Source organism: Streptomyces sp. APSN-46.1 (genome assembly GCF_022815725.1).
GTDB lineage: Bacteria > Actinomycetota > Actinomycetes > Streptomycetales > Streptomycetaceae > Streptomyces.
This window is the reverse complement of sequence record NZ_JALGRF010000001.1, coordinates 650115-664591: the sequence shown is the minus strand read 5'-3', so window position 1 is coordinate 664591 and position 14477 is coordinate 650115. Positions and strand designations below refer to the sequence as shown.

Genomic DNA, 14477 nt, shown 5'->3' with positions numbered 1-14477 from the left:
CGGCCCCGCGCGTGCAGCGGGGCCGGGCCCACGGCCTCCGCTCCCCGCTCGGGCCGTGCTCCAGGAGAAAGGCACGCGCCCGTCGGGCGCGTGCCAAGGCTTCTCACTTGAGGCCGCTGAGCATCACGCCGCGGATGTAGTACTTCTGCAGCAGCAGGAAGAGGATCAGGACCGGCAGGGTGCTCAGGACGAGACCGGCCATGACGATCGGCATCGAGCGGGTCGGGTCCACGTAGTCCTGTAGGAACTGGATGCCGACGGGCAGGGTCATCACGTCCGGGTTGGCGGTCGAGATGAGCAGCGCCCAGATGTACTCGTTCCACGCGTGGACGAAGGTCAGCAGACCGAGCGTCAGCACGACCGGCCTGGTCTGCGGCACGACGATCCGCCACCACACGCCGAACTCGCCGGCGCCGTCGATGCGCGCGGCCTCTAGCACCTCGTCCGGGATCGAGACCATGAACTGGCGCATCAGGAAGATTCCGAAGCCGTTGACGAGGAACGGCATGGCGAGCGCCGCGATGCTGACGGTCAGGCCCGCGCCCCCGCGTCCGAACAGGTCGTTGCCGCCCGCCAGCGGCCAGTGCACCAGGATCAGGAAGTGCGGGATGAAGAAGACGAACGGGGGGAACATCATCGTCGACAGCACGAGTCGGAAGATCAAGTTCCGGCCGGGGAAGCGGAGTTTGGCGAGCGCGTAGCCGGCGAGTGATGACGTGAACAGCACCGACCCGGTGATCACGGCGGTTGCGATGACGCTGTTGCGGAAGAGCACCGGCAGATCGAGCTGGTCGACCGCCGCCCGGTAGTTCGACAGGTCGAACGCCTCGGGCAGCAACCGGTACGGCAGCGTGCCGGCCTCGCCGGCCCCCTTGAACGACGTCATCACCATGTCGAGGAACGGCACCACCGTGAGCACGGCGCCGGTCACGACCACCAGATACGAGAACCACGGGAAACGGCGGCGGATCATGCGTCCTCCCCCTTGCGCCGGAAGATCCACAACTGGGCCAGGGTGACCACGAGGACCACCACGAACAGTACGAAGGCGGCGGCGCTCGCAGGGCCCCACTTGCCGTACAAGAAGGCCTGCCGGTACATCTCCAGGGCAGCCACGTTGGTCGCGTCACCCGGCCCGCCCTTGGTCATCACGATGATCAGCGCGAACGACTGCAGACCGCTGATGAGCTCGGTGATGCACACGAGCAGCAGGGATGGCCGCAGCAGCGGCAGCGTGATCTTCCAGAAGACGGTGACCGGCCCGGCGCCGTCGAGCGCCGCGGCCTCGTAGTACGACTCGGGAATGCACTTCAGCCCGGCAGTCAGCACGAGGATCGCCGAGCCGACCGATGCCCAGGCCTGAACGACCACGACCGACGGCAGCGCGGTGTCCGGGTCCTGGAGGAAGGCCACCGAGCCGAGCCCGAGGGCGTTGAGTACGCCGTTGACGAGGCCGCCCGGCTCGTACATGTACTTCCACACGTTGCCGACGGCGACGACGGTCGTCACGATCGGCAGGAAGTACAGGGTGCGCCACAGACCCTGGAACCGCAGGTTGTCGATGCAGGTGGCGACAACCACGGAGCCGGCGAGCGCGAGGACCACGGTGCCCAGGGCGAACAGCAGCGTGTTGGTGAGGATCGGCGCCAGGAACGTCGATCCGTCCGCGAAGAGGCCCGTGAAGTTGTCCGTGCCGACCGGTTGGATGTCGCCGAGGTCGAACCCGGCCCAGCGGGACATCGACAGCAGCAGCGCGAAGCCGAGCGGCAGGATCAGGAAGACGGCGAAGAACAGCAACGTCGGCGCCAGGAAGAGATAGGCGACGACGGCCTGGCGGCGCCGGGTCCGGGCGCGGCCATCGACGGCGGGCCCGGCGGAGCGCGTGCTGGGCGCGCCGGGCGCCGCCCGATCGGTCGTCGCCGGCGTCAGCGTGTTCACCATGAGCGCGACACCTCTCGATCGACTTGTCGGCGGGTGGTGCGCAGTGCCTGGTCGACCGACTGCTGACCGGTCCACAGCGCCTCGATGTTCTTGCGCAGCAGCGACTTGGCCTGTTGTGCGCCGGGCACGTTCGGCTCCGGCACCGAGTACGCCAGCGCGTCCAGGAAGGGGCGCAGGTTTGTATCGCTGTGCGCGCCAAGGAGCGTCCGCATGTCGTCGGCGCGGCCGGTCAGGGAGCCGACCGACACCTGTAGGGAGCTCATCCGGGTCGCTTTCCCACCCTCCTTGGCGCTCTTCACGTTCACTTTCTCGGTATTGAGCCAGCGCAGGAACTCCCAGGCCGCGCGCGGGTGCTTGCTGGCCGCGTTGACCCCCAGCATGAAGCCGGTGGAGAGCGTGGCGCGCTTGCCGTCCGCCTCCGGGAGGGGCAGCGGCGCGACGCCGACGTCGCGGTAGTCCTTGCCCATCAGGGTCTTCAGGCTCCCGGTCCACCAGCCGGCGCTGACCACCATGGCCACCTGCCCGGACCGGAACGCCTTGTAGACGTTGACACCGGGTGCGCTCGCACCTCTGACGACGAGGCGGTGCTCCAGATCGAACACGGCCCGTCCGGCCGGCGAGTCGATGGCGGTGCTCCTGCCGTCCTTGGAGACGAACATTCCGCCGGCGGCGTTGAGCAGGGCGAGTGTCTGGCCGACGGTGGTGGAGTCGTCAGCGGTCGACAGCCCGAAGCCCTGGACCAGTGTGTTGCCGTACCGGTCGCGCCTGGCGGTGCGGTAGGCGCTCTCCTCCAGCTCCCGCCAGGTGCGCGGCGGGCCGTCGATACCGGCTTCGCGCAGCAGCCGCTTGTTGTAGTAGAGGGCGTACGTCTGCACCTCGGTGGGGTAGCCGTAGACCTGGCCTCCCACCGAGGCGGCATCGACCGCAGCTTCGCTGTAGCCGCGTGTGATCTCCTCGGCGTGCTCGGTCGGAGCGGGCCGCAGGACGCCGGCCTGGACCAGCTGGCCGTTCCACAAGCAGTACGGGTGGAGGATGTCGGCGCCCTGGCCCGCGGCCTGCCGGACCATGAACGTGGTCAGCAGGTCCGTGAACTCGACGGCCTTGGTCTGTACCTTGACCCGGTCGTGGGTGGTGTTCCACTCGTCGACCGGGCCCTGTAGGGCCTCCTTGGGCACCCCGCTCGCGTAGTGGGAGAGCAGGGTGAGGACGATCGGATCCCCGGGCCGCCCGGTGCCCTGGTGCGGTGCGCATCCGGAGGCGAGCAGCGCCGAGGGGAGCGCGAGCGCGAAGTGACGGCGGCTCAGGCCGCCGGTGCGGCGTGCCGGCGTCATCGAGCGGCCTCCCGGCGCATCACGCGGAACACGCGGGTCGTGGTGAAGCCGGTCTTGCGGTACATGTGGCCCGCCGGCGACTGCGCGCCGGTCCACAGGAACCACGCGGAGTGCGCGCGGCGCGCCCGCATCCTCTCCAGGACCAGGTGCAGGAGGACCTCGCCGAGCCCGGTGCCGCGCATCTCCTCCAGCACGCCGATCGGGCCGAACCGCTCGTCCACCGCGTCGAACGCGCCGTGCATCGCCCAGCCGACCATGCGCTCCGATGGGTCCCGGACGACGACGATCCGGTCGAGCGGCGTGCCCGCGGCCAGACACGCCCGGATCGTGCACGCCCAGTCCGGACCGAAGCGGCTCCCGGCGAGCGCCAAGAGGTCCACCAGGTCGTCGTCGGACGGGGTGGCGAACCGGTAGCCCTGGGCCGTCAGTTCCGCCACGCGGCTCGCGACGTCCTCCGGGAAGCGATAGCCCACCAGGCCACGGTCCATCGCCGCCGCCTCGTACAGCGTGCGAAAGCCCAGGGACTCCAGGAGCCGGGCCGCTTCCGGGTACGTCTCGGCGTCCAGGCCGGGGAGGACGTAGTCCGGGGTGTACGAGGAGAAGTCCACCCGGGTGCGGCCGTGGCCGTGCAGCCAGTCGAGGGCGTCGGCCAGCAGCCGGCGGCCGAGACCGCGCCCGCGGGCGGCCGGGTCGACGAAGAAGAACGGGATCCAGCCCTGTTCCGGCTCCAGGTCGGTGCCGGTCATCGGCGTCAGACGGCGCACCGCGTAGGCCGCACCGACGACACGGTCGCCCTCGACGGCGACCCGAAGTCCCTCCGGATCGAAGTTGGCGTCGAGCAGCACCAGGGAGCGGAAGCGGTCCGCGGTGATGGGGTCGGCCGGCGCACTGCGCCGCCACACCTCCACCACCTGCGGTCCGTCGCCCGCGCGAAAGCCACGGATGTCGGCCCGGGATGTCGTTGTGCGATCGGTCATCGGCGGGGTTGTCCTTCCATACGCAGGTCAGGGACGGCGTCGAGCGTCGCTCCGCAGAGCTGCTTCGGTCTGGTGTGGGGTGCCGCTGCGCCACGGCGATCAGGGTTCAGTCCATGAGGGCGCGCGGGGCGATGAGGCGGTCCGCGCCCGGCTGTTCGGTGGGGGCCAGGGCGGCTCGGCCCAGGGTGTCCGTGGCGGCTGTCGGTTCTGCATCAGCATCCGCTTCCGTCAGGGGAACAGCAGCAGGTCGCGCGGTGCGGCAGCCTGTCTCAGGGGTAGAGCAGCACGTCGTCGCCGGCCCATCGGCCGGGCGGCGCCGGCGGATCGCACAGCGGCAGTGGGTCGTCGCCCGCGTCGACGGCACGCCGCAACCGGTCGGATCCCCACAGCAGGTCGATGAAGGGACGCTGGTCGCTCCCCTCCACACCGCTGTCAGCGGCGCGCCACGCGAAGTGGTCCCCGTACAGCCGCCGCAGCGTACTGAGCATCGCCACGGCGGTACGTACGGGAGCGAAGACCTCGCGGTCGGTGACATGGAGCTGGACTCCGCGCAGCAGCCGCCCGGAGTGTTTGTGGAACGTCGGTACGAACCGCAGATCACGGAAGTGCACACCCGGCAGGTCGAGCTCGGCGAGCGAGGGCGCGAACCGCGCGTCGATGTACGGGGCCCCGACGATCTCGAAGGGCTGCGTGGTGCCCCGGCCCTCCGAGAGGTTCGTGCCCTCGAAGAGGCACGTCCCGGGGTAGACGGTGGCCGTAGCGGGCGTCGGGATGTTCGGCGAGGGCGCGACCCACGGCAGGGCGGTTGCCTCCGCGTCTATGGCGCGCTGCCAGCCGACGACCTCGATCACCGTCAAGTCAACTGCACTGCCCGCCACTTGGGACACGACCGAGGCGTTGAGATACCGGGCGAGCTCGCCGCAGGTGAGCCCGTGCCGGACGGGTACCGCAGCGCGCCCGATGAAGCTGGCCCATGCCGGGTCGAGCGGCGGGCCCTCGCTGACGAGTCCACCGAGGGGATTGGGCCGGTCGGCGACCACGAACCGTACGCCCGTACGGGCCGCCGAGACCATCAGGTCGAACATGGTCCACACGTAGGTGTAGAACCTGGCCCCGATGTCCTGCAGGTCGTACACCAGGGCGTCGACACCGCTGTCGAGCAGCAGTTTGTCGAGGAGCTCGCCGCTGCACCGGTACGTGTCGTGGACCGGTAGACCGGTGGTGGGGTCCGCACGAGCGGCCTCGCTCTCGCCGGCCTGACCGGTCCCGTGCAGACCGTGCTCGGGACCGAACAGGGCGACCAGCCGGGCACCGGCCTCAAGCAGCGCGGGCGCGGCCGGGCGCAGGTCGGGCAGAACGCCGGTGTGGTTGGTCACCAGCCCGAGCCGGCCGGGCCCGGCGAGTCCGGGCGACGCGTGCAGTCGTGCGATCCCGGTCGTCACCGCGACGCGGTCGTCCGTGCTCATGCTTTGCCCCGTCTGCCAGTGACATCTCGAAGCCACGGCAAGAAATCTACTGGTATGTCCTGTAATTTCGCAATCATCTACTAACAGGTCGCGCCGAGGGCGGCCTGGATCCAGAGTGCGTGGGTGGTGTGGTGGCGGTAGGTCGTCAGCGGGTGACCAGGTATCTGGCCGCGGGGCAGGGTACATAAGTCGGGCAGCTAGGCCGTTTTGTTCGGATCATCGGATCATTGGTCTGGTTGTGTCGTTGACTGATGTGCAGTGGGCCCGGATTGAGCCGCTGTTGCCGGATCGAACGCTGCAACGAGGCGGGCAATGGCGTGACCACAGGCAGGTGATCCACGCCATAACTTGGAAGTGCCGCACCCGCTCGCCCTGGGTGGAGCTGCCGGCCGAGTTCGGCTCGTGGGCGCCTGCAACCGCCTGCGGGAATGGGCGATCGACGGAACATGGGAGCGGGTGTTCACCACGCTGCTCGCCCAGGCCGACGCGGCCGAAGATCTCAACGGGGTCGTGGCGGCCGACTCGACCATCGTCCGTGCGCATCAGCACGCCGCCGGGGCCCGTAAAAGGGCCCTCCCGGCCAGCGAGCGCGACGGCCGTGCCCTCGGACGCTCCCGCGGAGGACTGACGACCAAGGTCCACTTGGCGGCTGACGGCAACTGCCGTCCGCTGCGTTCGTACTCACATAGGGTCAGGCCGGGGAACGCCCCGCGTTTGAGCAGGTCATGGCAGCCGTCCGTGTCCCGAGACTGAGCGGGCGACCACGTGTCCGGCCTCCTGTGGTTGTGGCCGACAAGGCGTCCTGCACATCGCGGATGGCGGCGCGGACGCTCTCGGCCGCCCATTGCCCTGTGGCGACCTCCTCCATCCGCGAGGCAACCTGCCTGCGATGGCCGTCGGGGAAGGCCAGACGGTGCAGCTTGGCCGAGTGGATCAGCGCGATGAGGCCCGTGTCCGTGTGTCCGGCTCGGCGCCGTCCAGCACTACGGCCCGGAGCCGCTCCCGCAGTTCCCGTTCCACCGCGCCGTCGGCCTCGGGGTAGCGACGTATCGGGAACACGCCGAGTGCCTTGTGTTTCTCCTCCACGGCCACCCCACGCTTGCACAGGCTCTCGAGAGCCGCGGCGATGGCCTTGGACTGGTCCTTCGTCAGCCACTCCGTCACCCGGCGCTTGCCACGACCCGCATCCAGGTCTCGATCAGCGCCGTCCGACTGTCGAGCAGCGAATCTCCGGTCGGAGTCGTGTCCACCAGTTCGAGGTGCTTACCCGTGACTGAAGCCCTCCCGGCCAGCACCAGTTCGAGCAGGATCCCACCCGACACCGCCCAGCCGGCGGCTTGCCGCTGCTGTGCCGATCCGGCCAGCGTGATTGCCATAGCGCTCCAGGTGTCGCACCCGCCTCCGCCGCGGAGCGTGCTCCGGCCCCGGTGCGGGAAGCGGCTGATCCGTGGGCGCCGCCCGCGATCGTGGACGCGAAGTGCTCGTGGGGGCCGCTGACCGAGGGCCTGGATGTCCCCTGGGACCTGGACCTCGGTGACTGGACCCGCGCCCGGGAACAGCTCGGCGGACCCGGCCGCGCACGCCCGGGATGGTGTCCATGGGCTGGTTCTCGCTGGGTGCGGGGCTGCTGCCCGGACCCGACCGGATCCGCGGCCGGGCCGAACTGGCGATGCTCGCGGCGTACGGGTCCTCGGCTCCTTCGCGTGCGGCACGGTCATGAACCTGCAGGGCTGGGTGCTGCTGGGTTGCTGAAGGTGCTGCGGCGGGCGACTCGGAAAGCGGCGTTCGACGCCCCCGTTTCCTTCGATTCAGGGGTGAAAGTGGCCCAGGACACACCCCCAAAAGGGGTATGAACGGCAACGGAACGTGACATCCGGGGCGCCTCCCAGTGAGGCGTCCCATAGGACCCAGGTCACATACGACCCAGGACCGTAGACCTCAAACGCCCCGTTCCCACCCCCCGCAACCCGCGTCCCACCTGCACCAACGCCGGCGGCACCGCCGAGGCGCGGCGGGACCCCGGCTGCGACCCCCACTAGTAGGAGGGCTCGTTGCCAGACGCTCGGCGGCCTGTCTAACTGGTGATGTCGCCACGGCGGCAGGGGTGCTTCACCCCCCGCCCGACGAACCCCTCTCCTCCGCGTGAGTGGCTCACGCATGTCTTCGGCATGCCCGCGACGGTCCTTGTTCCCTGTGAAAGGTTTTCCGTGTCCAACGCAGTCATCCGCCGCATCGCCGCTTCGAAGAAGACCCTCGCGGGCACCGTCCTCGCCCTGGGCGTCGCCGGTTCCATGCTTGCCGCGGTTCCCGCGCAGGCCGCCCCGACGGGTGCGAAGGCGATCGCTCAGCAGATGATCAAGGACCCGGCCCAGTTCGCAGCCTTCGACAAGATCATCTCTCACGAGAGCGGCTGGGACCACACCGCCACGAACGCCTCCTCCGGCGCCTACGGCCTGGTCCAGGCCCTGCCCGCGTCCAAGATGTCCTCCGCGGGCTCGGACTGGAAGACCAACCCGGCCACCCAGATCAAGTGGGGCCTGGACTACATGAACGAGCGCTACGGCAGCCCGGTCGGCGCCTGGAACTTCTGGCAGGCCAACCACTGGTACTAAGCCACCAGCGGTAAGCAGACGCACGAAAACGCTCGGCCGGGACTTCCCCGCCGAGCGTCTTTGCGTATGCGGCCGCCGAGCTCACCAGAAATCAGCCCCTGGGCACCGAACCCCGCCGCGCTACACCCCCTAACCCACTCTCGGCCGCCGCTGCGCCGCCCGGTCCAGCCCCCGGCTGCGCCGGCGCCAGGGCCTTTCCCCGTTCCGGGGCCGGTCGAGAGCCCGCCCGGGTTCCCGCGGGGAAGTACGGGTCGCCGGCGCCTGCGGCAGCGGGGTGCCCGCTGCCCGCCCCGGAACACCGCGCCGGCAGCCCCCGTCCGAGCGGTGTCCGCGTGCCCAGGTGTTGGTCAGCGGAGGCGCTTCCAGAAGGGCGGGATCTCGCCTTCCCGCCGGTTGGGGTGGGGGGTGACCTCGCGGGGGGTGATGGACCAGGGGCTGTCGCAGTTGATGACCAGCAGTCGCGCCCCTCGCGTCAGTGCCACCGTGCCCCGCCCCGACTTGTAACCGGAGTACAGGTGACGGCGCGAGGCGCCGCGCCTGATGGCCTCAAGCTGGAACCAGGCCTCATCCCTGCTGTTGCGGTGCCTGATGGCGAGGTCGACGGCGGGGCCGGCGTACGCCAGGACATCCGGGCCGACGCCCTCGACGCGCTCGGAGACGTCCCGTAGCACCGAGACCGGGCTCACGGTGATCTTCCACTCGCCCTGCGCCTTCACGCGCAGCCGCAGCGGTCCGTTCCCGTCGTGGTCCACGATTCCGCGCCCGCTGAAGTCCTCCAGCCAGCTGTGGATGACCGCCGGGGACCTCTCATGGTTGCGGTGGTTCAGCGCTGTGATCTCGATAAGGCTTTCCCCCACCCTGACCACGTCGACCACCGCGAACCCGGCCGGCATGGGAACCTCCACCCGGACGATGTCATCCCCCTTGCCCTCCTGTGAGAAGACGGGGAAGTCCGGCCCGAAGTCGGTCGGGAGGTTGTTCAGCCGTGTGGTGATGGTGCCCAGCAGGGGGGCGCCGGTCTTGGATACGGGAATGCCGGCGGGCACGGTGGGGGCGGCGGGGGTGGCCGCGAGGGCCGGAGATGTCGCGACGGCCGCTGTGGCCTCGGGTGAGACCGGCTCCGGTGGAACCGGAGCTGCCGCCGCCGGGAACGCCGCCATTGGAAGCGCCGTCGCCGGAAGTGGCGGGGCGGGCGGGGGAGCCTCGGGCATCGCAGGTGCGGGCGGCGGCGCGGTGGCCGACTCGGCTTCGGGCTCTTCCTCCTCCACCGTGAATCCGTAGTCCGTGGCCAGCCCCGGAAGCCCGGAGTCGTACCCCTGCCCGACCGCGCGGAACTTCCAGCCCCCGTCCCGGCGGTAGAGCTCACCCAGCACGTATGCGGTTTCGGTCGTCGCGTCGTCGTCGTCGACCGAGTACACCACCATCCGCTCACCCGTCACCGCGCTGACCGCCTCCACGTACAGCCCCGGTACGTCCCCGAAGGTTCCGCCTTCGGCGGAGGCCGCGATGACGATCCGCTCCACCTCCGGCTCGACCTGGCCCGGGTCGATCTCCAGCCAGTCTGCCGTCCGCCCGTCATCGCCCTGGGCGTTGCCCAGGAGCTGTACGGCGCTGGTGGTGTGCGAGCGCTGGTTGTAGAAGATCAGGTCGCTCCGGCCCCTCACCTTGCCGCTGTCGTCCAGCAGCAGTGCCGCCGGGTCGATCTCGGGTACACCGGGCCCGGCCGCGCGACGGACTACCGCGATCCGCATGGGCTCGCCGGACATGGGCAGATTGCCCCCCTTGATGATCTGCGTCATGGTGGCATCGTCGCAGGCCAGTTGTCCGCGCGTCGAGTATTTGTTCCCTAAAGGAGGCGATCGACTGTCGCCGAAGGGCGGGTTGTTGGCGGCCCAGTCGACGAGCCGGCCCGCGTAGGCGCCGTCGGCCCACACCAGAGCGACCGGCCCACACCAGAGCGACCTTGCGACGGAGCCCGCGGAGCCGTTGCAGCACAGCACCGGCATCGCGGCGTCGCGGCGTCGCGGTCCTGGACGGACGGACGCGGCGGTGACCGCGACGGCCAGGAGGAGGCCCAGGCAGTCCACCGCCAGATGGCCCTTGCGGCCGCCCACCTTCCTGCCTCCGTCCCAAGCTCGTGAGCCTGCGCCGACGGTGTCGGCCGCCCGCAGGGCCTGTGAGCCGATGACCGCGGCGGTCGGCTCGGCCGCGCGGCCCTCCATTTCACGGACCCGGGCCCGCAGCTGGTCGTGGAACCGGCGATGAGGCCCTGCCGCCGCCAGCGCCGGAAGAACGCGCGCCGGTGGTGCGGGAAGCAAGGGTGCGACGTGCTCCCACAGGTCGTCAGGAACGAGATCGTCATTTCACGTGCGAGATTTCCGCCCCGTCAAAGTGACGTGAATGATGTGGCGCCGGTCCGGCCCCAGGCGGCGCGCCTTGCTGGGCCCGGGCGGGTAAGGGCTGCTGCCGTCGGCGGTGATCTCCGGAGAGCTTCAGTGCAACGGCGCTGATGGGAACGATGGCGATCATCAGTGCACCGCAGCCGATGAGGATGGCGGGGGCGCTGGTCCGGTCGAGGAGGAAGCCACCGAGCGCCGCTCCGAGGGGGGAGGCAGTCAGGAGTACGGCGCTGCGTGCGGCCAGAACCGTGGTGAGTGACCCGGCGGGTGCGTGGGCCTGGATGAGGGTGATGGAGAGCGCGGAGTAGGGGCCGTAGATGAGTCCGGCGAAGGCGAAGCCGATCACGGAAGGGAGGGGGGTGTGCGTGAGGGCGAAGGGGAGCATGCCGATGCCGTGGCCCGCGATGATGCCGAGCATGGCCGGCCACAGCGGTAGCCGTCTGGCCGCGCTCAGCGCGAGGGAGCCGATGACGGCTCCGATGCCGAAGGCGGCCCAGTAGGCGCCGAGCAGCCCCGCGCCGGCGTGGAGGTTGTCGGCGACGAACAGGGGCAGGGCGACTTCGACAGGGCCGAACGCGAGGTTGAACACCCAGGTCACGACGAGCAGGCCGAGGAGTTCCGGCTGGCGGAGCAGAATGCTCAGCCCTCGCTGTGCGTCGCCGGTCACCGGGACCGGCACCGGCTCCGGTGAGGGCGGCAGGGTGGTGCGGCCGGTCTGGAGGGCGAGCACTGCGAACGTGGCGGCGTTCAAGCCGATGATCCATGCTGGGGACGCCGCTCCCACGAGAAGGCCCGCGAGAGCAGGACCCGCGATGGTCGCGCTCCACAGGCTGGTGCTGAGCACACTGTTGGCTGTCAGACTCTGGTCGTTGGAGAGCAGGGGGACGAACAGGGCGTGCTTGCCCGCCTTGCCCCAGGCGTGAAGCAGCGAGGAGGTGCCCAGGAGCCCGACGTACACGGCCGGTGTGAGCAGCCCCGCCACGTACGCGAGCGGGACCGCCCCCAGCAGTACGGCCCGTAGCGCGGAGTCGGTGACCAGGAGCTGCCGTGCGGGAAGCCGCCGCATCCACCTTCCCAGGATCAGCGCGCCCAGCGCACCCGGAAGGACGTAGGCGGCAACAGCGATGCCGGCCAGCGCGCCCTGGCCGCCGTCGGGCCCCAGCGCGAGCGCCAGCCACGCGACGGCGACGACGGTCATGCCATCGCCCAGGTCGGACAACGCGAAGACCGGCAACAGCCGCCGAAACGTCCGGTGGGCGAACAGCGAGCGGTAGGGGCCGGGCACCAGGCGTCCCGGAGTAGCTGAGAACATGCGGGTCACAGTCGTCCTTCAAGCACGCTTGAAGTCAAGGCCGGACAAGGAAGAGGGCTGGCATGCGGTACCTGCCCATCGGTGAACTCGCGGACAAAGCCCGCGTGCGCGCTTCAGCACTGCGCTACTGGGAAGAGCGCGGTCTACTGCCCGGTGCTCGCCGCGAAGGCGGACGCAGAGTGTGGCCCGCGACCACCGTCCGCCGGGTCGCCCTGATCAAGATGGCACAGCGGGCCGGCTTCACCCTCGCCGAGATCACGCAGCTGCTGGCCAGCAATGCCACACCATCCGCTACCCGCCAGTGGCGGGACATGGCCACGCGCAAGCTGCCCGAACTCGACGAGTACATTGCACAGACCCGGGCCCTACGGCAGGCAGTCGCGGACTGTCTGGAGTGCGGCTGCATGAACTTCGATCAATGCGTGCTACTCGAACCCACGGACGCGACACCATGACCGCAGGCGCGCCCGACGGCCATGCAACTGCCGCAGCACTAGCGCTCGCCCGCATTGTGAAACGGTCAGTTAGGCCTTCTGAGCCGCATCTTTGCGTAGCGACTCAGCTAGTAGACATCCGCCTCTGCCCGTCCGTAACCCGCGGCCGGCCTGGCCGCGGATAGGGTCAGGTTCTACTCGTGAGCGAATCCGCCCCGGTGAGGTGAGCACGTTCTCGATGCGCTCGTACAGCCGCTCGTACAGCCGGCCGTGACTTCTGCGAGTGCTGTGACCGGGAACGTTCGCGCGTCTTGGCCCGTTCGCGCGTCTTCATGCTCCGTCCGGGCTGTCCGCCCGCCCGTACGGATCACGCCGGGAAGCCGACGGCGGTTGCGCATGGTCGGCTGGGCTCGGCTGGTTGCGGTCCCCTGACGGCCGGCCGTACACCGCAGAAGAAGGAGTCTCCGATGTCTCGTCGGCATGTCCCGGCCGTCCTCGGCCTAGTGGCGGCGCGCTGGTGGCGGTTCCCGTCCCGGCCGCTCACGCCGCCGCCACGGTGCAGGTTCGCTGTTCGGTCCCGGATCTCGTCGCGGCGATCAACGCGGCGAACAGCTCACCGGGGCCGGACACGCTCCGGCTGGCGCGCAAGTGTACGTACAAGCTGACGGCGCCGGACCCCGTGAACCCCGGCAACGGGCTGCCGGTGATCACCAGTGAGATCACCATCGACGGGCGTGAGGCCACGATCAGGCGGGACGAGCGCGGGAACAAGGTGCCGAAGTTCCGGATCCTCTTCGTCGCTCCGGCGGGCAACCTCACGCTCACCAACACGACGATCAGCGGCGGCTTCGCCACGGACTGCCCTGCCTTCCCCGACCCCCCGGGCCTGGCCTGTGGCGGCGGCATCTCCAACACCGGAACGATGAAGGTGTCCCGCAGCAAATTCATCGGCAACACGTCCCGGTCCGACGTGTTCGCCCAGGGCGGCGCCATCGACAGCCCAGGCACCGGAAGCGTGAGCGAGACCGAAGTCACCGGAAACCACGTCATCTACAGCGGGAGCGCAACCGGCGGCAGCGCCGCCGGCGGCGCCATCGCGAACGACGGTCCGCTGACGGTCACCCGCTCCCGGCTGACCGGGAACACCGCGACCGTCACCAAGGACACCCAGAGCACCGCCTTCGCGGCCGGCATCATCAGCTTCGCCGAGACGACCGTCGAGGACACGGTCATCAGCAAGAACCGTTCCTTCGCCCCGGGTGGATTCGCGCGTGCCGCCGTCTCCAACGGCATCCCGGAGCCCGGCAGGCTGACCGTGACCGGCGGTGCCATCAGCGACAACACATCGGACGCTCCGCACGGTGTCGCCCAGGGCGGCGGCATCGCGAACAACGGCCTGATGACCGTGAGCGGGGTGGAGATCAGTGGCAACCGGGCGGTAGCCAAGGACGGAACCGCGCGCGGTGGTGGCGTACGCGTGGGCCCCTTCGGCACGCTCGACCTGACCGACAGCCACATCACCGGTAACACCGTCGACGCACCGAACGGTACGGCTCAGGGCGGCGGCCTCGACAACCCCGACGGCGGCACCCTGACGGCCAGGCACAACAAGGTTCTCCGGAACACGGTCACCGCGAAGAACGGCACGGCTCAGGGCGGCGGCCTCTACCACGCCGGGGGTACCACGGGGCTGGGCACCACCACGCTGCAGGAGAACACCATCACCCACAACCGGGCGGGCGACGGCGGTGGCATCTTCAAGGCGTCCGGCGTCCTGACCCTGAACGGCGATGTCATTCGCAACAACCAGCCGAACAACTGCAGCCCGGCCGGTACGGTCCCGGGCTGCACCGGCTGACGGCCACCCGGAGGCAGTTCAGCCCACCGGGCCGTATGGCTACGGCTACGGCTACGGCTACGGCTACGGCCACGGCCACGGCCACGGCCACGGTGCCAGGAGTCGAGGAGATCAGCGCGCCCGGGGCAGTGGGCGCTCGTCAGCCAG

General features: G+C 69.9%; 12 protein-coding genes and 2 pseudogenes. 5 read left to right on the top strand and 9 right to left on the bottom strand.

The genetic code is table 11. The annotated features are described in order from the left end of the window. Window positions 1-103 precede the first annotated feature (103 nt). The 5 genes from MTF65_RS03020 to MTF65_RS03000 all read right to left on the bottom strand — a co-directional run bounded on the left by MTF65_RS03020 (window position 104) and on the right by MTF65_RS03000 (window position 5715). Complete coding sequence (locus MTF65_RS03020; RefSeq protein ID WP_243626628.1) at window positions 104-973, bottom strand: carbohydrate ABC transporter permease; 870 nt, start codon at window positions 971-973, stop codon at window positions 104-106. Next, complete coding sequence (locus MTF65_RS03015; protein ID WP_243626627.1) at window positions 970-1941, bottom strand: carbohydrate ABC transporter permease; 972 nt, start codon at window positions 1939-1941, stop codon at window positions 970-972. The genes MTF65_RS03020 and MTF65_RS03015 overlap by 4 nt, the downstream gene beginning before the upstream one ends. After that, window positions 1935-3272, bottom strand: a complete 1338-nt coding sequence (locus tag MTF65_RS03010) for an ABC transporter substrate-binding protein (RefSeq protein WP_243626626.1) — start codon at window positions 3270-3272, stop codon at window positions 1935-1937. Before MTF65_RS03010 ends, MTF65_RS03015 begins: the two co-directional genes overlap by 7 nt. Then, window positions 3269-4249 carry an N-acetyltransferase gene (locus MTF65_RS03005; RefSeq protein WP_243626625.1) on the bottom strand — a complete coding sequence of 327 codons (981 nt, stop codon included), beginning with the start codon at window positions 4247-4249 and terminating at the stop codon, window positions 3269-3271. The genes MTF65_RS03010 and MTF65_RS03005 overlap by 4 nt, the downstream gene beginning before the upstream one ends. Window positions 4250-4518: 269 nt before the next feature. Beyond that, on the bottom strand, window positions 4519-5715 hold the full coding sequence (locus MTF65_RS03000) for an exo-beta-N-acetylmuramidase NamZ domain-containing protein (RefSeq protein ID WP_243626624.1): 1197 nt from the start codon (window positions 5713-5715) through the stop codon (window positions 4519-4521). 115 nt (window positions 5716-5830) lie between these two features. Here MTF65_RS03000 and MTF65_RS30425 point away from each other — a divergent pair, with 115 nt between their 5' ends. Next, complete coding sequence (locus MTF65_RS30425; protein ID WP_374207142.1) at window positions 5831-6343, top strand: transposase; 513 nt, start codon at window positions 5831-5833, stop codon at window positions 6341-6343. A gap of 63 nt (window positions 6344-6406) precedes the next feature. Here MTF65_RS30425 and MTF65_RS30630 read toward each other — a convergent pair. Then, window positions 6407-6879: pseudogene (locus MTF65_RS30630) on the bottom strand (GPP34 family phosphoprotein). Further along, window positions 6876-7091 carry a GPP34 family phosphoprotein gene (locus MTF65_RS30415; protein WP_308407092.1) on the bottom strand — a complete coding sequence of 72 codons (216 nt, stop codon included), beginning with the start codon at window positions 7089-7091 and terminating at the stop codon, window positions 6876-6878. Before MTF65_RS30415 ends, MTF65_RS30630 begins: the two are co-directional and overlap by 4 nt. Before the next feature lie 212 nt (window positions 7092-7303). On the opposite strand from MTF65_RS30415, the pseudogene MTF65_RS02985 reads away from it, so the two are divergent. Both MTF65_RS02985 and MTF65_RS02980 read left to right on the top strand, forming a co-directional pair. Next, a pseudogene (locus tag MTF65_RS02985) lies at window positions 7304-7568 on the top strand (ECF transporter S component); the annotation flags it as partial. 315 nt (window positions 7569-7883) lie between these two features. Continuing rightward, window positions 7884-8327, top strand: coding sequence for a transglycosylase SLT domain-containing protein (locus MTF65_RS02980; RefSeq protein ID WP_243626623.1), 444 nt, complete (start codon window positions 7884-7886; stop codon window positions 8325-8327). A gap of 347 nt (window positions 8328-8674) precedes the next feature. Here the strand turns inward: MTF65_RS02980 and MTF65_RS02975 are convergent, their stop codons facing one another. Then, window positions 8675-10549 carry a TerD family protein gene (locus tag MTF65_RS02975; RefSeq protein WP_243626622.1) on the bottom strand — a complete coding sequence of 625 codons (1875 nt, stop codon included), beginning with the start codon at window positions 10547-10549 and terminating at the stop codon, window positions 8675-8677. A 136-nt stretch (window positions 10550-10685) separates the two neighbouring features. Beyond that, window positions 10686-12038, bottom strand: coding sequence for an MFS transporter (locus tag MTF65_RS02970; protein WP_243626621.1), 1353 nt, complete (start codon window positions 12036-12038; stop codon window positions 10686-10688). A gap of 62 nt (window positions 12039-12100) precedes the next feature. Here MTF65_RS02970 and MTF65_RS02965 point away from each other — a divergent pair, with 62 nt between their 5' ends. Both MTF65_RS02965 and MTF65_RS02960 read left to right on the top strand, forming a co-directional pair. Beyond that, on the top strand, window positions 12101-12493 hold the full coding sequence (locus tag MTF65_RS02965; protein WP_243626620.1) for a MerR family transcriptional regulator: 393 nt from the start codon (window positions 12101-12103) through the stop codon (window positions 12491-12493). A 496-nt stretch (window positions 12494-12989) separates the two neighbouring features. Next, window positions 12990-14330: a hypothetical protein gene (locus tag MTF65_RS02960; RefSeq protein ID WP_243626619.1), complete on the top strand. Its 1341-nt coding sequence runs from the start codon at window positions 12990-12992 to the stop codon at window positions 14328-14330. Window positions 14331-14477 lie beyond the last annotated feature (147 nt).